Here is a 21,485-nt window from a genome sequence, read left to right as displayed (position 1 = left end):
TGTGGAGGTCGGCCAGCAGTGGCGGCGCGGCGGTGGTGGCGGTGCGGATTCGGCCGTGCGGATGTGTCGGTGGCCGCCGCGGTGCCATGCTGGAGCCATGGCGTTCGATCTGAACAGCGACCTCGGTGAGGGTTTCGGTGCGTACAGCATGGGCGACGACGCGGCCATGCTGGACATCGTGACCAGTGCGAATATCGCCTGTGGCTTCCATGCCGGAGATCCGTCGATCATGCGGCGCACCTGTGAGCTGGCGGTTGCCAAGGGTGTGCGGATCGGCGCGCACATCGGCTACCGGGACCTGGTGGGGTTCGGGCGGCGACATCTGGCGGTGTCGGCGGCGGAGTTGCGCGACGAGACCCTGTATCAGATCGGCAGTCTGGATGTCTTCGCGCGCAGCGCCGGCGACCGGGTGCGGTATGTGAAGCCGCACGGCGCGCTGTATCACGCCGCGGCCGCGGATCGGGAGCTGGCGGAGGCCGTGCTGTCGGCCATGGCGGAATTCGGTGCGGATCTGACGTTGCTCGGCCCGGCCGGGACCGAGCTGGAGGCGGCGGCGCGGGCGTGCGGAATCGCGTTCGTTGGCGAGGGTTTCGCCGATCGCGCCTATCTGTCCTCGGGCGCGCTGGCCCCGCGCAGCCGGCCGGGCGCGGTGCTGTGGCCCGACGACGCGGTGACCCAGGCGCTGTCGATCGCCCGCGACAGCAAGGCCGTCACGGTGGACGGCGGCTCGGTGGCGGTCCGGGCCGCGAGCATCTGCGTCCACGGCGACTCCCCCGCCGCGGTGGAGATGGCGCGGCGAATCCGCTCGACCCTGGACGACGCGGGTATTCCCGTCGGCGCGTTCTGCTGAGTGGGGGGACCGCGCATGAAGGCCGTCCCGCCGATGCCCCGCCCGCGTTCCCGTCCGCCGACGGCATATCGCGGAGGCAGGTCGTAGTGCCGGGGCACGATCCCGCCCCCGCCCCCGGTGATGATGCTGGTCGCGAGGTCGCGAGCGCGAGTGACGATTCCGATCGTGAGGTCGCTAGCGCGGGTGACGATGCTGGTCGCCGGGGCGCGAGCGCGGGTGATGATGCTGGTCGCGAGGTCGCGAGCGCGAGTGACGATTCCGATCGTGAGGTCGCTAGCGCGGGTGACGATTCCGGTTGCCGGGGCGCGAGCGCGGATGCCGCGACCGCCGGTCGCCGCACCGTGAGTTCTGGTGATGTTGCAGGTCGTGAGGCCGTGGGGTCTGGTGGCGCTGCCGGACGCGGCACCGTGGGGTCTGGTGGCGCTGCCGGACGCGGTGCCTTGGTCGCCCGGCAGTCGGCAGGTAATCCGCAGCCCGCCGCGCACGCCGCCGGGAAGACGACCGCGGCCACTGCGGATGTCGCCGCCGCATCGGAGCTGCCGGGTGCGCGCCGTGCCGCCGTCATCCGGGAGACATCGACCGGGGACATCCGTGCGGCGGGAGACCGTGCGCTGCTGGTGATTCCGCCGTCGCGCGCCGTGATCCCGCGTCTGCTCGCTGCTCTCGGGACTCGACCCGACGGCGTGGTGGATGTGCTGCCCGCCGCCGAGACCGTTCTCGTCACGCTGGCCGCACCCGCCGATGCGGAACCGGTGCGCCGCCGACTTGCCGCCGCGCTGGCGGACCTTGCCGCGACCACCGGCCACGCTGCGACCACAGGCCACGCCGCGACCGTCGAGGACGCCGAGGACGCTGAGGATGCTGAGGACGCCGCGACCACAGGCCACGCTGAGGCCGTCGAGGACGCCGCGACCGCCGACGGCACGAGTGGGACGCCGAGGCCGTCCGATCGCGCCGCGCCCGGCTCGCGCCCGGCGGACGACCCCGATCTCGGCACCGAGCCGCTGGTGGTGCCGGTCCGCTACGACGGCGCTGATCTGCCACAGGTGGCGGAGCTGCTCGGTCTGACCGTCGACGAGGTGATCGCACAGCACACCGGTACCGAATGGCATTGCGCCTTCGTTGGTTTCGCGCCGGGATTCGGCTACCTGGAATCCCCGGACGGCCGCCTGACCGTGCCGCGCCGCGCCCAGTCGCGCACCGCCGTTCCGGTGGGCGCGGTCGCGCTGGCGGGCGGTTACTCGGCGGTCTATCCGCGCCGCAGTCCGGGCGGCTGGCAGCTCATCGGCACCACGGACCTGCGTATGTGGGATGTCGATCGCGATCCACCCGCCCTCGTCCGCGCCGGTACCCGGGTGCGCTTCACGGTGGTGGAGGACGGCCGATGATCCGGGTGGAACGGGTCGGGCCGTTGGCGACCATTCAGGATCTCGGCCGTCCCGGCTGGTTCGGCTCCGGCGTGGGCACGGCGGGTGCGGCGGACCGCGCCTCGCTGCGGCTGGCCAATCGGCTGGTCGGCAATCCGGAGGGCGCGGCCGGAATCGAAGTCCTGCTCGGCGGAGTGGAGCTGCGTGCGCAGCGCCACGTGACCCTGGCGGTGGCGGGGGCACCCGCGCCCGCCTTCGTCGACGACCGCCCCGTCGGCATCGCCAGTGTGCTGGAAGTCGAGGAGGGCCGGTGTCTTCGGCTCGGCCTGGCGCGCACCGGACTGCGCTGCTACGTGGCGGTGCGGGGCGGTATCGACGTGCCGCCGGTGCTGGGTTCGCGCAGTCGCGACACCATGGCGGGCATCGGCCCGGAACCGCTGCGGCCGGGGGACGTGCTTCCGGTCGGCGCTCCCCCGCGCACCTATCCGATCCTCGATGTCGCCCCCGTCGCGCCGCTCGTCGACGACCTGCTGACCGTTCGGGTGCTGCTCGGTCCACGCGACGACTGGTTCACCGCTCCCGGTGACCTGTGCGCCGGGGAATGGACGGTCTCCGCCGACACCGACCGCATCGGCGCACGGCTGGACCGGCACACCGGCCCACCGTTGCGCCGCCGCGACGACCGCGAATTGCCCACGGAGGGAGTGGCACTGGGCTCCATCCAGGTGCCGCCCAGCGGCCAGCCGGTGGTCTTTCTCGCGGACCATCCGATCACCGGCGGCTACCCGGTGATCGCGGTGGTGGCGGACGCCGATGTGGACGCGGTGGCGCAGGCGCGTCCCGGCTGCCGAATCCGGTTCCGGCGGTGCTGATTTCGACCGAGTCGGAGTCGGACGCGCCGCTGCCGGAGGCGTCGATGTCGGCCGGGCTGGTGGCGGCGGTGCCGCGCGGCGGGGACGATCACGGTCGGATCGAGCGCGGTGGACCCCGTCAGTGCTCCAGCTTCGCGTGCATGAGGTACACGTTGTAGCTCCCCCATGCCGACAGGGTGAAGTACAGGTCCTCGGCGGTCGACCACGGATGGATGAATCCGCCGTATGTGGCCGGATAGTCCCGGGTGCTCACCAGCGGAATCGGATCGCTCCACGTGCCCTGCGGTTCGGCGGCGGTGCGCAGCACGAGCTGATGTGCGGGCGCGTCCAGGTACACCATCTGCCACTGTCCGCTGTCCTGGTCGTAGCGCACGGACAGCTCGCTGGCGGTACCGAGAACCAGTGGGGTGGCGAGCAATTCGTTGGGCCCGTCGGCGGGCACCCAGTTGCCGCCCACCCAGTACTGGTAGGCCGTCTTGTTCAGCACCTCGGTGGCGGGTACCCGGGCCAGGCCGATAACGCCCATGCGCCCGTTGGGAGTTCCGAACATGTACACCCAGTCGCCGTGCGGCACCATGGTGGCCACCTGGAAGCGTCCGACGCCGAAGAGATTGTCCCACTGCGCGTGCTGGGATTTCACCCAGGTGCGGCCGTTGTCGTCGGACCAGGCGATGCCGCCGTGATTGGTCCACCACATACCCGGTATCCGGCTCCACCGGTTCACCGACATGTAGGTCAGGTACTGCCGGTCCCCGAGCGCGAATCCGGAGGTGGGAATGGTGGTGGTCTCGAAGTTCCTGAGCTTTCGGCTGCCCAGCAGTTCCGCCGCGTGGCAGCGGCTGTCCTGGACGAAGGAGTCCAGGGTGAGTCCGTCGGAGAGGTCGCGGTCGGTGCTGTAGGCGAGCACATTGCTGCGCCAGTCGGCGTCGGGTGCGCCCGCGCCGCCCGGCACCCAGCCCTTGCCGAAGGTGTCGCCGAAGACCACGGCCACCTCGCCGGGCTTGCTCTCCCACATCAGGCCGAGGTCGGTGCCGTCCACCTGCCAGCGGATATCGGTGCGGTTCTCCGACCCCGGCCCGGTGAGCTGCTCGACCAGCCGGACCTCGGCGACGTGCGGCGGCGCCACGGGCGCGGCGAGCGGCCCGGGTGCGGGCGGGACGTGCGTCGGCGTCGGTGCCGGCTGCGGCTGCGGCGGCTCCCCGCCGGGGACCGGGACGGGAATCGGCTCGGTCTCCGGAACGATCTCGATCTCGGGCAGCCGCGGCAGGGCCGGTACGGGCGGCTGCGGCTGCGAACCCTGCGGTTCGGGTGCCGGTTCGGGTGCCGGCGGCGCGGTGGGCGTCGGCGCCGCATCCGGCGGCAGCTCGCCGTCCGGAACCTCCGGCGGCGCACCGCTCGGGGTGGCGGGAGTCCGTGTGGCGCTGGGATTGTGGCGCAGGTCCGGGCACGGTGAGGCGCACGGGTCCGACGGCAGCGGGGCCGGGTCGATCCGGGTGTTGTCGGGGGCGGGTCCCGGAATCGGCACCGGCACGAATTCCGGTACGGGGACCGGGATTCGGATGGTCGGCGGCGGGCTCTCGGGCGTGACGTCCGGTTGCGGCTCCCGGGCCAGCGGATCGAATCCCACTTCACCGCAACTGTTCACGGGGGCCGGCGCCCACGGCGCGGGGGCCGCGGCCGCCGGCGGGGTGAGCGCCAGACCGACCGCGACGACGCCGGTCAGTACGGATGCGGTGCGGAGCGGGGTCGGGATCGGCGCGCGCTGCGGAAATCCCATTGGTCTGTGCGTCTCCTGTCCGGGGGCGCGGCGTACCGCGTCACTCGAGATCGACAACCGTGTCACAGTATCGACCCGACCGCCGTTACGCGCGAGTCATCCGTGCCGTCAACCGATTCGCGGCCGAAACGATATCGACCGGCCTACCGCGAGCGCCCGCCCCGCCGTCGCGTGTCGAGCGCGATGGCGGCGAGTCCGCAGGCGTAGACCCCGGCCGCGGCCACCACCACCGCGGGTGCGCGGCCGTCGGCCGGTATGACCGTCGCGGTGGCCGCCAACGCCAGCACGAAGGCGATATTGAAGACGGTGTCCTGGAGTGCGAACACCTGCCCGCGGTGCGCGTCGTCGATCTCGATCTGCATGGCGGCATCGCCGGTGAGCTTGATGGTCTGCCCGGCCAGGCCGAGCAGGAAGGCGGCGGCCAGCAGCGCCAGCCGGGCTCGCGCCTCGTCGTCGCCGGTGGCCACGGTGATCGGGGTGACCAGCGTCAGCTGCACGACGATGGCGGTGACCAGACCGGCAACAACGGTGCGGATGCGGCCCAGCCGCGGGATGAGCAGCGGGGCCAGTACGGCCGCGCTCAGCATGCCCGCCCCGGTGCTGGTGATGGCGACGCCGAAACCGGCCAGCCGCTCGGCGACCCCGGAGCCGTCCTCGACGCCACGCCGCAGCACCAGCACCATGAGCAGCGTGTCGGCCCCGAACACCATGCGGTGCGCCCCGATGCCGATCATGGCGGTGGTGACCTGGCGGGAGCGCCCGGCCGCCACCGCGCCGCCGTGCAGCCCGCCCGCGATGGCGCGCACCGAGCCGCGGGCATCGCGTTCGGTCCGGTCGGGCCCGAGTGTCCGGCCCCGGAATCCGGCCGCGGCACCGGCGCCGAGCACCGATCCCAGCGCACTGCCCGCGACCGCGGCCGCCGATCCGGTATCGCCCGGTCCGATCACCCCGATGATGCCGAAGCCGAGGCTCGCGCCGATGATGGCGCAGCCGGCCGCCGTTGTCGCCATGACCGAGTTCATGGGTACCAGCCAGCGCTGTTCCAGCACCTTGGGCAGCGCCGCGGCGCATCCAGCGCCCACGAACCGCCCGATGCCCACCACGGCGAGCGCCAGCAGCAGCAGCGGCGTCGCGGCGATGCCGCTCGCCAACAGTGCGGCCGTCACCGCGATCAGCCCGGCCCGCAGCACATTGGCCAGCAGCAGGACGGTGCGCCGGTCCCAGCGGTCCAGCAGCGCGCCCGCGTAGGGGCCGATGATCGAGTACGGCAGCAGCAGGGCCGCGAAGCCGGCCGCGATATCGGCCGGGTCGGTCTGCCGTTCCGGATTGAACAGGATCGCCCCGGACAGCGCCGCCTGGAACATGCCGTCGCCGAACGGACCGGCCAGTCGGACGACCGCCAGTCGCAGTACCCCCGGGTTGCCGCGCAGCGCCGCGCGGACCGTGCGCGCGAGTGCGCCGAAACCCTGCCCCGATCCGAATCCTCGCCCCGTCTCCGGGACGTTCACCGGGCGGGATGCGTGGTCACGAGGGCGTAGACGGCGGCGCGCATATCGGGGGCCATGGGCAGGTTGTCCAGCCCGTCGGCGTCGACCCACTGGTATTGGTCGTGTTCGCTCGGATCGAGTGTGATCTCACCGTATTCGGCTTCGACGACGAAGCTGTATTTGCGGACACGGGATTTCGTGCGGGTGGCGTAGTCGAATCCGCCGAGCACATCCGTGATTCGCACCAGGCGAAGTCCGGTTTCCTCGAAAAGTTCCCGTTCCACGCATTCGGCGAATGATTCCCCCGATTCCACGCCGCCTCCCGGCAGTTCGTACATTCCACCGTGCCAGTCATCCGCGACACGCCGTACGACCAGTAGTTTGCCATTTCGGAAGACGGCGACGCCGACCACGAAATGGGTGATCCCATCACTGCCCGCCTGCTGCCGGAGTTCGCGTTCGATACCCGCGAGTACCTCAGGTCTCATCCGTCCCCCTCCCTCCGGTTCTGCTTGCGGCACATCATGTTACGGTCGCCGCCCCGGCGCGGCACGGCGGGCGGCTTTTCGGCGCGCCCGTCGGGCGACAATTCGCCGGCCGGATGCGCCGTTCGGTAATGCCTGGTCGGGGCCGTGCGGATGATTGCTGCCCGCACGATAGAATTTACCGGGAATTCAGGCAGGGGTTCCGAACGGGCTTCTACCCTGGAAGTCGATCGGTGCTCGCCGGTGAGAGGAGACGGCGGTGTCCACGCTCACGACACCACACATCGATGTCCATCGGGGCGGCGACCGCATGAAAACGCGTGTGGCGTGGCTGGATTCGAAGCACTCCTTCTCCTTCGGCGAACACTACGATCCCGACAACACCCACCACGGGCTGCTCCTGGTCAACAACGAGGACATCGTGCTGCCCGGTGAGGGGTTCGACACCCATCCGCATCGGGATATGGAGATCGTGACCTGGGTGTTGAGCGGCAGCCTGGTGCACCAGGATTCGCTCGGCCATTCCGGTGTCATCTATCCCGGCCTGGCCCAGCGTATGAGCGCGGGCACCGGCATCCTGCATTCGGAGAAGAACGACTCGTGGCGGGTCGGCGACGCCGCCGCACACCGGGAACCGGTGCATTTCGTCCAGATGTGGGTGGTGCCCGACGAACCCGGCATCGAACCGGGCTATCAGCAGTTGGAGGTCGACGACGAACTGGCCCGCGGCGGTCTGGTGACGGTGGCCTCGGGCCTGCCGCGCTACCGGGACCGCACCGCCATCGCCATCGCCAGCAGTCATTCCGCACTGCATGTGGCTCGAATGGCCGAGCCGCCCGGCTCGCCAACCGAGGCGGGTGCCGAGGTGCGCTTACCGGAGGCCCCGTACCTGCATGTCTTCGTGGCGCGGGGCGAGGTGGAGGTGGAGGGCGTCGGCACCCTCTACGAGGGCGACGCCGTGCGCATGACACGCAGCGGCGGTCAGCGAATCACCGCGAATACCCCCGCTGAGGTGCTGGTCTGGGAAATGCACGCCCGGCTCGGCGGGCAGTAGCCGACTCCGGGGCGGCCGCGCCAATACCATGGGCGGGGTGCGTTACCTGCGTTAACGGTCTCCGCGCGGCCGCGCGATACCGGGAGCGAGCACCGATGGAAGGATGCCACCATGTCGCAGTATCCGCCGCCCGGCCAATACCCGCCCCCTGGTGACTATCCCCCGCCGGGTGGATATCCGCCGCAGCCCGGTTATCCGCCGCAGCCCGGCCAGCAGTACTGGCAGGAGCCCCCGAAGGGCAAGGGGCTGGCCATCACCGCCCTGGTCCTCGGCATCGTCGCGCTGCTCAGCGGCCTCTTCCTGCTCGGCTTTCTATTCGGTCCGTTGGCCGTCATCTTCGGGCTCATCGCGCTGCTGAGCAAGAAGGCGGGCGGCACCGGCATGGCCATCGCCGGTATCGTCCTGGGTCTCATCGGTCTGGTGATCTCGCTGGTCGTGGGCCTGTTCGCCTGGGGCTTCATGAAGGAGGCGGGTTTCGACAATCTACTCGACTGCATGAATGCCGCGGGCAATGATCAGGCCAAGATCGAGCAGTGTCAGCGGGACTTCGAGCAGAACCTCGACGAACGGTTCGGGATCACCGTCACCCCGGAGCCGACGCGCTGACCGTCAGGCCGAGCCCTCGCGGCCGGTGTGGGTGATGCGGCAGGCGCGCGTCGCGCCGAGCACCTCCGCCAGTTCGGGTCGGAAGTCCCCTCGCGGCGGACAGATCCAGCGGCGGTAGTCGCCGCGCTCGTCGGCGGGTGAGGGCAGCACGATGCGGCTGCCGGGCAGGGCCACGCCCGCGCAGTCCCGGAACAGGTCCGCCACCAGCGTCATATCCAGATACGAGTTGTCGGTGGGGCCGGTGAGGAAGGTCCAGCGCCCCGAGCGCGGGTGCGCGATGACCGGTCCGCAGCGGGCGCGCAGCCGGGTGCGGACACGATGCCCCAGTTCGGCGGGCATGGTCACGGCTCCGACCGCGCCGACCTCGAGCATGATGCGGCCGAGGCCGGGTTCGACGACGCCGTAGAGACCGTGCTCGGCGCGATAGCTGCGGCAGCGGGCGAAGGCGTCCTGGGTGTCCGGGTAGGAGGTGGGGTCGAGCGTGCTCATGGGCGAACTCGTCTCGGTGCGGACCGCTCGTCGGGGTAGGTGATCAGACCGTAACTCCCGGCAATCGAAATGACAATAGTCACACGCTAGGGAGTTGCCAGGCGTAGCATCGGCAGGCATGGCACCCGTCTCTCCGACCGTCGCCCGCTGGGAACTGGTCCTGCGCCTGCGGGAACTGCGCGAGCAGCACGGGTTCGATTCCGCCACCTTCGCCAAACGGGTCGGCTTCACCCCGGCCAACTGGTCACATGTGGAGAAGGGCCGCCGCGTCCTCACCGTCAACACCATCGGCCCGGTGTTGGAACTGCTCGAGGTGGAGGGCGAGGAACGCGAGGAACTGCTGGCCCTGCTGGCCGCCAGCAAGGAGCGCGGCTGGTGGGCCAAGTCCTCGGCCCTGATCGGCACCGAACTGCAGCGCTACTACGGTATGGAGTACGGCGCGGAGGCCATTCGCAGCTACGACAGCCTGGTGATTCCGGGCCTGTTGCAAACCGAGGAGTACGCCCGGGCCCTCATCAGCGCCGACGTCATGATTCGCCCGGTGCAGGTGGAACAGCTGGTTGCCGTGCGGATGCGCCGCCAGCAGCGGCTGTACGGCGACGACCGCCCGGAGGTCACCGCGGTGGTCGGCGAGGCGACATTGCGTCAGCAGATCGGCGGCCCGAAGGTGCTGCGCGGCCAACTCGAGCATCTGGCCCGGCTGCTGGACGACAACGACGCGGTGGTCGTGCGGGTCATTCCGTTCACCGCCACGGCGGGCGCGGTGCTGGGCGGCTCGAGTTTCCATCTGCTCGATTTCGCCGCCGCGACCCTGCCCACTTTCGGCTGGGTCGAGAGCGCGGTTTTCGGCGGTGCGGTGGACGATCCCGATCAGGTGCGGGATCTGTCGTTCGCATATGTGCGTGCACTCGACCAATCCCTCGATCGCGCAGATTCTTTGGAGATGATCAGAATTTATGCGAAAGGGGAATGAGAGTATTTCGTACCGTAAAATGCAGCCCATGTCCACCACCGCGAGGCTTCATCCGGAAACCACCGGATGGTTCACATCGTCTCGAACCAACAACGGCAATCAATGCGTCGAGGTCCGTTTCGACGGTGCCGCGGTGCTCATTCGTGATAGCAAGTACCGCCGCGATCCGGCGCACCGCCCCGACGACGAGCCCGTCATCACCGTCACCGCGACCGAATGGATGCGCTTCATCGCGTCCGTGACCGGCCGGTCGTCCGCACCCCCGGCCCTCACCTGGCACACCGCCCCGGACGGATCGACGACCCTCACCGATGGCGTGACCACCCTCGCCTACACCCCCGGCGAGTGGGCGGCGTTCACCGCCGGAGCCAGAGACGGCGAATTCGACCGTACGCGACCGTCACAACTGATGTCGTAACGGTCGGGGTAACTCACCGGGTACGCCCAGAATCGGATCGGCACTCGACGCAGGCACGCGTGCACGACGGACGACGGCTGACGAGCCGTGCGCTGAATACGCGGAGAGGCGGATCGGCATACTGGTTGCTGTGACTACGCAGCAGGCTCCCTCCGGTATCGATCTTTCCCATGTCGACGCGAGTGTGCGGGTGCAGGACGACCTGTTCGCACACGTCAACGGCACCTGGCTGGACGGTTACGAAATACCGGCCGATCGCGCGGTCGACGGCGCCTTCCGCAGCCTCTACGACCAGGCCGAGCTGGACGTGCAGCGGATCATCCAGAACGCCGCGGCCTCGAATGCCGAGCCCGGCACCGAGGAACGCAAGATCGGCGACCTGTACTCGTCGTTCATGGACGAGACGGCCGTGGCCGCCGCGGGACTGACTCCGATCGCCGAGGAACTCGAGGCCGTGCGTGCGGTCACCGGCCGGTCCGAGTTCGCGGCGCTGCTCGGCCGCCTGCAGCGCACCGGGGTGGGCGGCGCGCTCGTCTTCTACGTCGACACCGACGACAAGGATTCGACCCGCTACCTGGTGCACGTCAGCCAGTCCGGGATCGGCCTGCCCGACGAGTCCTACTACCGCCAGGACGAATACGCCGAGATCCGCGACAAGTACATCGCCCATATCCGCCGCATGTTCGAGCTGGCGGGCCTGGAGGTCGACGCCGACAAGGTGTTCGAGCTGGAGCGGAAGCTGGCCGCCGGGCACTGGGATGTGGTGCGCCGCCGCGATGCCGAACTGTCCTACAACCTCACCACGTTCGACGCCCTGGTCGCCGAGCATCCGGAATTCGACTGGGCGGCGTGGACTTCCGCACTGGCGGAGGGCCTGGACCGCTCGGGCCCGGAGCTGTTCGCCGAAATCGTGGTGCGCCAGCCGGATTTCGTGCGCGCCTTCGCCCGGCTGTGGGCGTCGGAACCGCTGGCCGACTGGCAGGCGTGGGCGACCTGGCGGGTGCTCGAGGGCCGCGCCGCCTACCTGACCGACGACCTGGTCGAGGAGAACTTCGACTTCTACGGCCGCACCCTCACCGGCGCGCAGGAGAACCGCGAGCGCTGGAAGCGCGGCGTCTCCCTGGTGCAGGAGCTGCTGGGTGAAGCGGTCGGCAAACTCTATGTGGCCGAGCACTTCCCGCCCGAGGCCAAGGCCCGCATGGTGGAGCTGGTCGGCAACCTCCAGGAGGCGTACCGCCGCAATATCTCCCAGCTGGACTGGATGAGCCCGGAGACCCGCGAGGCCGCGCTGGCCAAGCTGGAGAAGTTCACCCCCAAGATCGGCTACCCGGACACCTGGCGCGACTACTCCGCCGTCGCCATCGACCCGACCGACCTGGTGGGCAACTTCCGCCGCGGCTACGCCGCCGAGCACGACCGCGACCTGAACAAGCTGGGCGGCCCGGTGGACCGCGGCGAGTGGTTCATGACCCCGCAGACCGTGAACGCCTACTACAACCCGGGCATGAACGAGATCGTCTTCCCCGCGGCCATTCTCCAGCCGCCGTTCTTCGACATGAACGCCGACGACGCCGCCAACTACGGCGGTATCGGCGCGGTCATCGGCCACGAGATCGGCCACGGCTTCGACGATCAGGGCTCCAAGTACGACGGCGACGGCAATATGGTCGACTGGTGGACCGAATCGGATCGCACCGAATTCGGCAAGCGCACCAAGGCGCTGATCGACCAGTACAACGCCTTCTCCCCCAAGGACCTCTCCGACGACCACAAGGTCAACGGCGAGTTCACCATCGGCGAGAACATCGGCGACCTCGGCGGGCTCTCGATCGCCCTGGAGGCGTACAAGATCTCGCTCGAGGGCGAGGAGCCGCCGGTCATCGACGGGCTCACCGGATTGCAGCGGGTGTTCTTCGGCTGGGCGCAGGTGTGGCGCACCAAGGCCCGCGCCGAGGAGGCGATCCGCCGCCTCGCGGTGGATCCGCACTCGCCGCCGGAGTTCCGCTGCAATGGCGTCATCCGCAATCTCGACAGCTTCCACGAAGCCTTCGGTGTGCAGCCCGGTGACGCCCTCTACCTGGAACCCGCACAGCGCGTGAAGATCTGGTAGCGCCCTAGCGCAGGCGTACCTCGGTGTCGGCATCGAAGAAGAACACCTCGTCCGCCTTCGGCGTCAGCCGGAGGCGGTCACCGAGGGCGACCTGGAAGCGGCGGTCCACCCGGGCCACGACCTTGCCCGAGCGGCTGGACCATTCGTCGGTGACGCCGTGGGAATAGAGGAAGGATTCGGCGCCGAGTTCCTCGAGCAGTTCCACCTCCACGGACAGCGCGTTGGCCGGATCCGTGGTGACCTCCCAGGACTCGGGCCGGATGCCCACCACGATCTGCCCACCGGTGATCGCCTTGCGCGGCACCGGGATCGACAGCCCGTTCAGCACCGCGCGGCCGTCGTGGATCGGTGCGGTCAGCAGATTCATCCCCGGTGAGCCGATGAATCCGGCCACGAAGGTGTTGACCGGATCGTCGTACAGCTCGCGCGGCGCGGCCACCTGCTGCAGCACGCCGTCGCGCAGCACCGCCACCCGGTGCCCCATGGTCATGGCCTCGACCTGGTCGTGGGTGACGTACACGGTGGTGGTGCCCAATCGCTGTTGCAGCGCGGCGATCTGGGAGCGGGTGCTCACCCGCAGTTTGGCGTCCAGATTGGACAGCGGTTCGTCCATGCAGAACACCTGGGGCCGCCGCACGATGGCGCGCCCCATGGCGACGCGCTGGCGCTGGCCGCCCGACAGCCGCGCGGGCTTGCGGTCCAGCAGTGGTTCCAGCTCCAGCATGGCCGCGGCCTGCTCGACCCGAACCCTGGTGTCGGCCTTGCTCATTCCCGCATTGCGCAGGGCGAAGCCCATATTCTCGGCCACGGTCATATTCGGGTAGAGCGCGTAACTCTGGAACACCATGGCCACATCGCGGGCGCGCGGCGGCAGCGCCGTCACATCCCGGCCGCCGATGAGAATCCGTCCGCGCTCCACGGATTCGAGTCCGGCCAGCATGCGCAGACTGGTGGATTTCCCACAGCCGGACGGGCCGACCAGCACCAGGAATTCCCCGTCGGCGATATCGAGTTCCAATTCCTCGACCGCCGGATGGGGTGCTCCCGGGTACCGGTGGGTGACACCGTCGAACCGCACAGTCGCCATAGTGGCCGGACCTTCTTCCGAAAGAGAGTGTTACTTGGGCAGTTTCGGCAGGATCTGCCGGTCGAGGATGGCTTGCAGCTGGTTGGTGACGTCGGCGTAGGTGGCGGTGACATCGGCGTTCTGCAGGCAGATCTTCTCGAAACCCGCGCCGATGATCTGATCGGCACCCGGCACGAAGACCCGCGCGTAGTCCTGCGACCTGGTCAGCGGCAGCTGGTCGATGGCGGTCTTGGCGTGCGGGTTCTCCGCCAGGTACCGCTGCTCGCTCGGATCCGCGAGCGCGGACTTGCGCACCGGCATGTACCCGGTGCCCTGGGCGAACGCGACCGTGCCCTCGGTACCGGTGAGGAAGTTGATGAACTTGAGCGCGTTCACCTTCCGCTCATCGGAGATCCGCGACGGGATCGCCAGACCCGCACCACCGGTGGTGCAGCCCGCGCCGTTCGGATGCGGCAGGAACGCCGTGCCCAGATCGAACTTCGAGTCTTTGACGATGCTGCTCAGGCTGCCGGTGGAGGCCAGCGTGGAGGCGATGAGGCCCGCGCTGAAGTCGGGGGCGATCTGCTTGCGCACCCCCGCGTACTTCTTGGCGTGGATCATGTCGCGCAGGAAGTTCCCCGCGGTCAGCGAGTCCGGTTCGTTGAAGGTGAGCTTCCACTCGTCGGAGTACGCGCCGCCGAAGGTCCAGTTCGGCCCCTGGAAGGTCCAGGCCAGATAGTCGGTGGCATTGCCCCAGCCGTGCGCGAGCTTGCCGTCGCCGACGACCTCCTGGATCTTCGGACCCCACTCGTCGAACTCCTGCCAGGTCTCCGGTCCCCGGTCCGGCAGTCCGGCCTGCGCCCAGACGTCCTTGTTGTAGTAGAACAGCGGGGTCGATCGGGCGTACGGCAGCGCCCAGTACTTGCCGTCGAACTTGTAGTCCTCGAGCAGTGAGGTGACGTAGTCGGAGGTGTCCACCCCGGCGTCGGCGAAGAGATGGTCCAGCGGTTCGATGGTGCCGTTCAGGGCGTAGTTGAACCACCAGACATCGGACAGCACCACGATATCGGGCAGTTCACCGCCGGACAGCGCCGCATTGAACTTCTGCGACACCTCCTCGTAGTTCTTGCCCGCGTCGACCAGGTTCACGGTGATCTCGGGGAACTGCTGCTGGAAGCGGCTGATCAGATCGGCCTCCAGATCCTTGGAGGTGCCGGGGTGGTTGGACCAGAAGGTGAGCTGGTTGGGGTCACCGCCCTGGGAGCCGCCGCCTCCGGTGCCCGCGCACGCGGTCAGGGTGAGACCGGCCGCGGTCGCACCGGCGAGGCCGAGGAAGCCGCGCCGCGACAGGGACGGCAGACGTAGATCGGACACGGGAATCTCCTTGTGGAACTCAGCCTTTGACCGCACCGGAGGTGAGGCCCTTGATCATGTGACGTTGCAGGGCGAGGAAGATGACGAGAATCGGCAGCATGGTCATGATCGTTCCGGCCATGACCGGCCCCCAGTTGGTGACGCTGGGGTTCTCGGTGTTCTGCAGCAGGGTGAGGCCCACCGGCAGCGTGGCCACCTCGGGACCGTCGGCCATGAGGAACGGCCACAGGTATTCGTTCCACTCGTTGACCAGCGTGATCACCGCGAAGGCCACCATGGTCGGCCCGGACATGGGTAGCACCACCCGGGTCAGCAGCCGCCACCAGCCCGCCCCGTCCATGCGGGCCGCCTCGATGATCTCGCCGGGCAGTGACAGGAAGTGGTTGCGCATGAGGAAGGTCCCGAAGGCGACGCCGAACAGCGGAACCATGATGCCGGTCAGGGTGTTTCGCCAACCGAGCTGGGAGACCAGCGCGTAGTTGGAGATGACCGTGATCTGGTTGGGCACCATGAGCGCCGCGATGATCACCAGGAACACCACGTTCTTGCCCGGGAACCGCAGGAACACCAGCCCGTACGCGCTGAAGACACCGAGCGCGAACTTCACCGCCGACACCACCGCGGTGACGATGATGGAGTTCTTCAGGAAGGTCCAGAAGGGCAGTGTGGTGGTGGCGTAGGAGTAGTTCTCCGGATGCCAGCTGTTCGGCAGGTACACGGCGGGCTGCACGTAGATGTCGCCGCGGTCCTTGAACGAGGTGATCAGAATCCACAGCAGCGGCGCACCGATGACGATCAGCACGCAGACCATGGCGCAGTAGCCGAAAATCGTTGCCCACCGGGCTCTGTCGATGGTCCGTCCGGCACCGTGGGCGGTCAGTTGGGCGCTGCGGAGCCGCTTCATCGCTCGTCCCGATCCATGGTGCGCACCTGGACCAGCGTCACGATCAGCAGCACCACGAACATGATGGTGGCCACGGTCGCGCCATATCCGGCACGGAAGTTGACGAAGGATTCGCGGTAGACCTGGACCACCATGGTGGTGGTGCCGGTGCCGAGCGGCCCGCCGCGGGTCATCGTGTAGATGATGTCGAACACCTGCAGCGAGTTGAGCAGCACGGTGATGGACAGGAAGAAGGTGGTGGGCCGCAACTGCGGCATGAGCACGCGGGTGAAGGTGGTCCGGCGGCTCGCGCCGTCGATCTCGGCGGCCTCCATCAGATCCTGCCGAACCCCTTGCAGCGCCGCCAGATAGATGACGAAGGTGTAGCCGAGGTTCTTCCACAGGTAGGTGACGGTCACCATGAACAGGGCCCAGTTCGGGTCCTGGTAGAAGTCGGGCACCGGCAGGCCGACCTTGCGCAGGATGTCCTGTACCAGGCCGAATCCGGGATCGAAAACGAACTGGAAGGCGACGCCGATGGCCGCGCCGGAGATGACGAACGGCGCGAACACCGCGGAGCGGACCACATTGCGGCCGAACAGCTTCCGGTCCAGCAGCAGGGCCAGTGCGAGGCCGAGCACCATGCTGCCGACCACCGCGGCGAGGGTGAAGACCACCGTATTGGTGACCACCTCCCACGAATCCGCGCGCCCCCACCATTCCCGGTAGTTGTCCAACCCGATGAAGGTGGCGGTGGTGTCGGAGATGTTCCAGTCGAAGAAGGACAGCCGGATATTGTCCAGCAGCGGCCGATACACGAAGACCGACAACAGGATCAGATTCGGCGCGACCAGCACGATGAACAGCGCGTAGTCCTGCCACGGCCGGCCCCGCCAGCCGCGGACCTTCGGTTGCGGCAGTACTCGCTCGGGCCTCGATCGCACCGGCGCAGCCTGACGGGTGCGGGCAAACGCGCGGTTACCACCCGATGCCCGGAATCTGAAATGTCGGCGCAAGCGCGGTTCGGCCGGAATGTGATCCAGATCTCCCCGCACCGCACACATGCGCGAATAGTACGGCCGCCCAGTATGTTCCGTACGCGAATTCGATCAATGCGGGCTGTGGCCCGGCGGCGAGCCCGCCCGGCTGAGAACCGTCGACCGTCGGCCGCGCGTGGCGACGGCCGACCCGATTCCGGGCGTGCCCGATGAGCTACCCGGATTCTCGCGAAATCAGTTGTCGCGTTGGGTGGTCAGTTCCAGTCGCCGTAGCCGTCGCCCGCGTTGAGGGTGCCGCCCTGGGTGTTCACCACGATCACCGGGTCGCCCTTCTTCACGTTCTCGAAGTACCACTTGGCGTCGGCGGGGCTGACGTTCAGGCAGCCGTGCGAGGCGTTCGACACGCCCTGCTGTGCCACCGACCACGGGGCGGAGTGCACGAAGATGCCGCTGTTGGACATGCGCACCGCGTACTCGACCTCGAGCTTGTAACCCTCGGGATCGGTGACGGGCACGCCGTAGGTGGAGGAATCCATGATCATCTTGCGATTGCGTTCGCTGGTGATGTAGGTCCCGTTCGGGGTCTCGTGCCCCGGCTTGCCCATGGACGTCGGCATCACCCGCACGACCTCGCCGTTGCGGGTCACGGTGATCTCGTGGGTGCTGTCGTCGGCGGTGGCGATGAACTCGTCGCCGATCTCGTAGGCGACGTGGGTGCCGCCCGCCTCCACGGTGATCTGGGAACCGGCGGGCCAGAACGACTCGGGCCGCCACCGCACCTGCTTGTCGCCGAACCAGTAGAAGTGGCCGCTCACCTTGTTGGTGGAGGTGATGCGAATGGCCTTCTCGGCGGTCTCGTGGTCGGTGACCGGTTCCTTGAAGTTGATGATGATCGGCTGGGCGACGCCGACCACCTCGCCGTCACCGGGGCTGACGTTCGGCGCGGCGAAGTTGGCCGGCGGCACCGGGGCGTTGGCGTTGGGCGAGTTCGGGGTGTCACCGGGTGCCGGCTGCGGCATGACGGCCGACGGAACGCCCGGGATATCGGGTCCGCCCGGCCACAGCGGGGCGGCCTGTGCGGGGGCGGCGAGCACCAGTCCGGCCGCCGCGGTGGCGGCGAGGGAAAGCAGTCCCGTTCTCCGGTACGTGGTCGTGCGCAAGGCGGTGTCCTCTCCGGTCCTTCGGTTCGCGCGCGGATATGCGCCACGCGCGCAGAGCGCGAGCAGGTATCTCGCGGCAGGCCCCAACCCCGCACTCATTCCTACCGTGCGATCACGGGCATGCCAATCACGTTCTGGCGGTTATGCATACCGACCAACTGGTGTGAATTGCGGCACACTCACGGGGGTGGGTGACTCGCCGTGAGGCGACACGCTGTTCGCCCCGGCGATTCGCCGCCGCGCCCCGAGCGGCGGACTCGAACCCGAACGATGTGATCTCAAACCTCTGTGTGATCGAAATCACGGCTGACGCCGTGGGATTCGAGCACATCGAAGGTGATGGCCGCGCGCGGACCGGTGGCGATATTGTGCGGCACCGAGATCGGGACCCGGCCCGTCGCGAACCGCGGCGACAGCCGCAGCCGCACCCGGCTCAGCAGCGTGGCGAGGACGATGCGCAGTTCGTAATCCGCCAGCGCGGCGCCGATACAGCGCCGATGCCCGCCCCCGAACGGCGCGAATTCGAACGGCCCGTACCGCCGTTCCAGGAACCGCTCGGGCCGGAACTCCTCCGGTCGCTCCCACACCTGGGGATCGGAGTGCAGCAGCGGTACCGCGAGGCCCATGGTGTCGCCCGCCGCCAGCTCCCGGCCGCATAGCGTGCCGCCCTCCCGCAAGCGGCGCAGCACGATCGGCACCGGCGGATGCAGCCGCAGCGTCTCCTGGCACACCGCGTCCAGATATGGCAACCGCGCCAGTTCGGCGGGTTCGGCTCCGGCGTTCGCCGCCAGTTCGGCCCGCAGTCGCGCCAGGGCGGACGGATGCCGGTGCAGTCGGTAGAGCGCCCACACCAAGACGGTCGCCGTGGTCTCGTGTCCGGCCACCAGCAGGGTGCGCACCTGATCACGCACCTCCGCCGCGCCGAGGCGGCCGCCGTCCGCGCACCGGGCGGCGAGAATCGTGCCGAGCACGTCCGCGCCCGGCGCGTCGACGGGGCGTGCGGCGATATCGCTGTCGATCAGGGCGTCCAGCCGTTCGCGCGCGGCGGTGAACCGATCCCAGGGCGACAGTCCGAACGCGCCGCGCCGCAGCGCGGGCAGCAGCATCAGCGGCCCGCCGTAGGCGTTCAGGAATTCCGTTGTCGCGCTCGTGTATTCGCCGCGTTCGCGGGCGTCGTGCACACCCAGGGCCGCGGCCAGCACCACCCGCAGGGTGATGGCGCGCGCGGCCGCCCGCGCATCCACCCGGGCGCCCGCCCGCCAGGGTGCCCCGGTGCGCTCGCCGGTCAGCTCCGCCACCGTCGCATCCCGGATGACGGTGCCCCAGGCGCGAATTCGGCTGGCATGGAAGGCGGGCGCGAGCATGGTGCGATCCCGTCGGTGTCGTGCGCCCGCCGTCAATATCAAGGATCCCGGGCCCACCATCGGCTCGATCGGATTCGGCAGCGGTGGTTCGACCGACTCCGCGGCCGCCCGGAACAGCTCTCGCGCCCCGGCCGCCGTCCCCGTGAACAGGGCCGTTCCGAAGCCGGGAAAACCCACCGCGAACGGATCCCCGTCGCGGTCGCGCCGCCACCGGAAGTACCCCTCGAAATCCACACCGGCCCGCAGCGCGTGCCACAGCACCGGCCGCGGCCCCCGCACCGGTGCGGTCGACGGAGTGCCCCGGGCCCCGGCTGCAGCGCTCATGTCCTTCATTACGTTGTCGGCCCCGCGCGGGTTCGAATTCGGACCGCGCCGGGCGTCGCTCCGCCGCGGTGTTCACATCCACCCGGGCACGCCCGATTACCGAGTGGTCCGCGGTTCCCGGCCGGGGCCGCGGGTCCGCCACCGGTCGGCGGGATGCCCGCGCCCCGAGATTTTCGGGGTGACGCGTCTCCCACGGGTGGTGTATGCATTCCAGGAAGCAAAAGCATGATCTTACTAAGGAAATACAGGACTCATCGTGTCGCGACAGTCGTTCTCTCTCCGGGTCGCCGTTTCCGCGTTCGCCGCAGCGGCCGCCCTGGTCCTCGCGGGCTGTGGGTCCACCGTGACCGGCACTCCGCTGGCGGCCGACAACGCCGGACCCGCCAGCCCCGCGCCCACCACCTCGGCCGTTTCCCCGACCACGACCGCTCTCGCACCCACCACCGGCGCGGACGAGGGTGGCTCCACCGACTTCCAGGCCGCGATCGGTGATTGCGTTCGGCTGGGCGGCACCACCGACGATGCCACCATCGTGCAGGTGCCCTGCGGTTCGGAGAGCTCCAACTACAGGGTGATCGGCAAGGCCCGCACCAACGACCAGTGCCCCACCGACGTCGACCAGGCGTACTACGAGACCCTGGGCGGCATCGAGACCGGTGCGCTGTGCCTGGATATCGACTGGGTCGTCGGCGGCTGCCTGGAACTCGGCGGCGACGATCCCGAGCGCATCGACTGCTCCTCGACCACCGCCGTCGAGGGCGTGCAGGTGCTGGCCATCGAGCGCGACACCACCAGCGTCGACGACTGCACCCGGGGCGATCAGGGCTATGTCTACGACGAGCGTCGCTTCGTCGTCTGCGTGACGCCGCTCTGATCCCGGGAAGGCTGTCCGGCACGGAGATCGAAGCGTGACAACTGATTTCGTGCGAGTCGGGGTAACTCGTCGGGCACGCCCAGAATTGGTTCGCCGCTGACCGGCGGCACGCGTGCATACCGGTCAGCGGCTCTCAGCCGCGCGCTGAAGTCGCGGAGAGGCAGGCGAGTTCAGATCGGGTGGTAGCCCGCGCCCGCACCGCCGCGGGCATTGATATCCGCCATGATGGCGTCCATATTGGTGCCCACCTCGGGGCCGAAGCAGGCGATGGCCAGGTAGGCGTTCACCATGCCGACGAGGGTGCTGCCCACCACGACGGGCGCGCCGGAATCGCCTTCGACCACGCACATCTGGGTCCACGTCTCGTAGTTGGTGGCGAAGACGTCGCCCCAGGTGACACCGCAGGTGTTGCCGGTGGTCCGGCCCTCCTTGCAGACGATCATCGGGAACTGCGGCGGTGCGCCGATCCCGGTGATGGTCACGTTCCCGATCCGGTTCACCGGAACTACCCGGCCGGGCTGGAATTCGATGACGGCGTAGTCGAGCGCGTGGTCGGAGTGCACGAACGTCCCGATCACGCCGTATCCGCGGGCGGCTTCGGCGTACACCTGCGCGCCGGGATCGCCGCAGTGCCCGGCGGTCAGTCCGACCAGTCGGCCGGCGGCGTCGTGCCCGATCGTCGTGAGGGTGCATTCGTACTCGTTGTCGATGACGATTCCGGAGCCGCCGCCCAACACGGGGGGTGCGGGGTCTGCTAGTGCGGTCCCGGCTCCCGACCCGAGCAGCGCCGCGCTCATGGCGACGGCGAAGGTGGCCTGGGCCACCTTGGCGAGTTTCCTGATCATGTCCCTCCAGACGTCGGATGCCGATCTGTCAACGGTGTCAGCACATCCTGTCAGTATTCGTTCCCGATCGCCGGTTGTACTGCCACATGTTGCGCAGCCGTGTCCTGAC

At 69.0% G+C, this 21,485-nt stretch carries 20 protein-coding genes; 9 read left to right on the top strand and 11 right to left on the bottom strand.

The genetic code is table 11. The features are described from left to right. The first annotated feature begins 97 nt into the window (after nt 1-97). The 3 genes from QMO76_RS29125 (at nt 98) to QMO76_RS29115 (ending at nt 3,089) form a co-directional block, all read left to right on the top strand. Nucleotides 98-850, top strand: coding sequence for a LamB/YcsF family protein (locus tag QMO76_RS29125; RefSeq protein ID WP_306364542.1), 753 nt, complete (start codon nt 98-100; stop codon nt 848-850). Nucleotides 851-1,413: 563 nt separating this feature from the next. Beyond that, complete coding sequence (locus tag QMO76_RS35440; RefSeq protein ID WP_372342115.1) at nt 1,414-2,238, top strand: allophanate hydrolase subunit 1; 825 nt, start codon at nt 1,414-1,416, stop codon at nt 2,236-2,238. After that, complete coding sequence (locus QMO76_RS29115; protein WP_306364540.1) at nt 2,235-3,089, top strand: biotin-dependent carboxyltransferase family protein; 855 nt, start codon at nt 2,235-2,237, stop codon at nt 3,087-3,089. The genes QMO76_RS35440 and QMO76_RS29115 overlap by 4 nt, the downstream gene beginning before the upstream one ends. Nucleotides 3,090-3,207: 118 nt before the next feature. Here the strand turns inward: QMO76_RS29115 and QMO76_RS29110 are convergent, their stop codons facing one another. The 3 genes from QMO76_RS29110 to QMO76_RS29100 all read right to left on the bottom strand — a co-directional run bounded on the left by QMO76_RS29110 (nt 3,208) and on the right by QMO76_RS29100 (nt 6,841). After that, on the bottom strand, nt 3,208-4,866 hold the full coding sequence (locus tag QMO76_RS29110) for a DUF4185 domain-containing protein (protein WP_306364539.1): 1,659 nt from the start codon (nt 4,864-4,866) through the stop codon (nt 3,208-3,210). 143 nt (nt 4,867-5,009) lie between these two features. Continuing rightward, nucleotides 5,010-6,374 carry a hypothetical protein gene (locus QMO76_RS29105; protein ID WP_372342112.1) on the bottom strand — a complete coding sequence of 455 codons (1,365 nt, stop codon included), beginning with the start codon at nt 6,372-6,374 and terminating at the stop codon, nt 5,010-5,012. Next, nucleotides 6,371-6,841 (bottom strand): NUDIX hydrolase, encoded by a 471-nt coding sequence (locus QMO76_RS29100; protein WP_306364538.1) that lies wholly within the window; start codon nt 6,839-6,841, stop codon nt 6,371-6,373. The genes QMO76_RS29105 and QMO76_RS29100 overlap by 4 nt, the downstream gene beginning before the upstream one ends. 256 nt (nt 6,842-7,097) lie before the next feature. Between QMO76_RS29100 and QMO76_RS29095 the strand changes: the two genes are divergently transcribed. Both QMO76_RS29095 and QMO76_RS29090 read left to right on the top strand, forming a co-directional pair. After that, the gene (locus tag QMO76_RS29095) at nt 7,098-7,892 is read left to right on the top strand and encodes a pirin-like bicupin family protein (RefSeq protein WP_306364537.1); all 795 of its coding nucleotides are present in this window, start codon (nt 7,098-7,100) and stop codon (nt 7,890-7,892) included. Between the two features lie 111 nt (nt 7,893-8,003). Further along, nucleotides 8,004-8,498, top strand: a complete 495-nt coding sequence (locus QMO76_RS29090; protein ID WP_306364536.1) for a DUF4190 domain-containing protein — start codon at nt 8,004-8,006, stop codon at nt 8,496-8,498. Nucleotides 8,499-8,501: 3 nt separating this feature from the next. Here QMO76_RS29090 and QMO76_RS29085 read toward each other — a convergent pair whose 3' ends face one another. Continuing rightward, on the bottom strand, nt 8,502-8,987 hold the full coding sequence (locus QMO76_RS29085) for a hypothetical protein (RefSeq protein WP_306364535.1): 486 nt from the start codon (nt 8,985-8,987) through the stop codon (nt 8,502-8,504). Nucleotides 8,988-9,105: 118 nt separating this feature from the next. On the opposite strand from QMO76_RS29085, the gene QMO76_RS29080 reads away from it, so the two are divergent. From QMO76_RS29080 to QMO76_RS29070, 3 genes are all read left to right on the top strand, one after another. Beyond that, nucleotides 9,106-9,960, top strand: a complete 855-nt coding sequence (locus tag QMO76_RS29080; protein WP_306364534.1) for a helix-turn-helix transcriptional regulator — start codon at nt 9,106-9,108, stop codon at nt 9,958-9,960. Nucleotides 9,961-9,988: 28 nt separating this feature from the next. Beyond that, complete coding sequence (locus QMO76_RS29075; protein ID WP_306364533.1) at nt 9,989-10,378, top strand: DUF397 domain-containing protein; 390 nt, start codon at nt 9,989-9,991, stop codon at nt 10,376-10,378. A 130-nt stretch (nt 10,379-10,508) separates the two neighbouring features. After that, the gene (locus tag QMO76_RS29070; protein ID WP_306364532.1) at nt 10,509-12,488 is read left to right on the top strand and encodes a M13 family metallopeptidase; all 1,980 of its coding nucleotides are present in this window, start codon (nt 10,509-10,511) and stop codon (nt 12,486-12,488) included. A 4-nt stretch (nt 12,489-12,492) separates the two neighbouring features. Here the strand turns inward: QMO76_RS29070 and QMO76_RS29065 are convergent, their stop codons facing one another. From QMO76_RS29065 to QMO76_RS29040, 6 genes are all read right to left on the bottom strand, one after another. Then, the gene (locus tag QMO76_RS29065; RefSeq protein ID WP_306364531.1) at nt 12,493-13,575 is read right to left on the bottom strand and encodes an ABC transporter ATP-binding protein; all 1,083 of its coding nucleotides are present in this window, start codon (nt 13,573-13,575) and stop codon (nt 12,493-12,495) included. 30 nt (nt 13,576-13,605) lie between these two features. Then, nucleotides 13,606-14,913 (bottom strand): ABC transporter substrate-binding protein, encoded by a 1,308-nt coding sequence (locus QMO76_RS29060; protein ID WP_306364556.1) that lies wholly within the window; start codon nt 14,911-14,913, stop codon nt 13,606-13,608. 34 nt (nt 14,914-14,947) lie between these two features. After that, nucleotides 14,948-15,739, bottom strand: coding sequence for a carbohydrate ABC transporter permease (locus QMO76_RS29055; protein ID WP_306364555.1), 792 nt, complete (start codon nt 15,737-15,739; stop codon nt 14,948-14,950). A gap of 89 nt (nt 15,740-15,828) precedes the next feature. After that, on the bottom strand, nt 15,829-16,755 hold the full coding sequence (locus tag QMO76_RS29050; protein ID WP_372342111.1) for a carbohydrate ABC transporter permease: 927 nt from the start codon (nt 16,753-16,755) through the stop codon (nt 15,829-15,831). 308 nt (nt 16,756-17,063) lie between these two features. Then, nucleotides 17,064-17,969, bottom strand: coding sequence for a L,D-transpeptidase (locus QMO76_RS29045; RefSeq protein WP_306364530.1), 906 nt, complete (start codon nt 17,967-17,969; stop codon nt 17,064-17,066). 278 nt (nt 17,970-18,247) lie between these two features. Beyond that, nucleotides 18,248-19,657, bottom strand: a complete 1,410-nt coding sequence (locus tag QMO76_RS29040) for a cytochrome P450 (RefSeq protein WP_306364529.1) — start codon at nt 19,655-19,657, stop codon at nt 18,248-18,250. A gap of 256 nt (nt 19,658-19,913) precedes the next feature. Here QMO76_RS29040 and QMO76_RS29035 point away from each other — a divergent pair, with 256 nt between their 5' ends. Then, a complete protein-coding gene (locus tag QMO76_RS29035) occupies nt 19,914-20,531 on the top strand; it encodes a hypothetical protein (protein ID WP_306364528.1) in 618 nt (205 codons plus the stop codon). Nucleotides 20,532-20,701: 170 nt separating this feature from the next. On the opposite strand, the gene QMO76_RS29030 is transcribed toward QMO76_RS29035, so the two are convergent. Continuing rightward, nucleotides 20,702-21,376, bottom strand: coding sequence for a S1 family peptidase (locus QMO76_RS29030; RefSeq protein ID WP_306364527.1), 675 nt, complete (start codon nt 21,374-21,376; stop codon nt 20,702-20,704). Nucleotides 21,377-21,485: the final 109 nt, after the last annotated feature.

This window comes from Nocardia sp. CC227C (assembly GCF_030767025.1).
Taxonomy (GTDB): Bacteria; Actinomycetota; Actinomycetes; order Mycobacteriales; family Mycobacteriaceae; genus Nocardia.
Note: the sequence above shows the minus strand (reverse complement) of the source record. Positions and strands in the feature narration are given on the sequence as shown.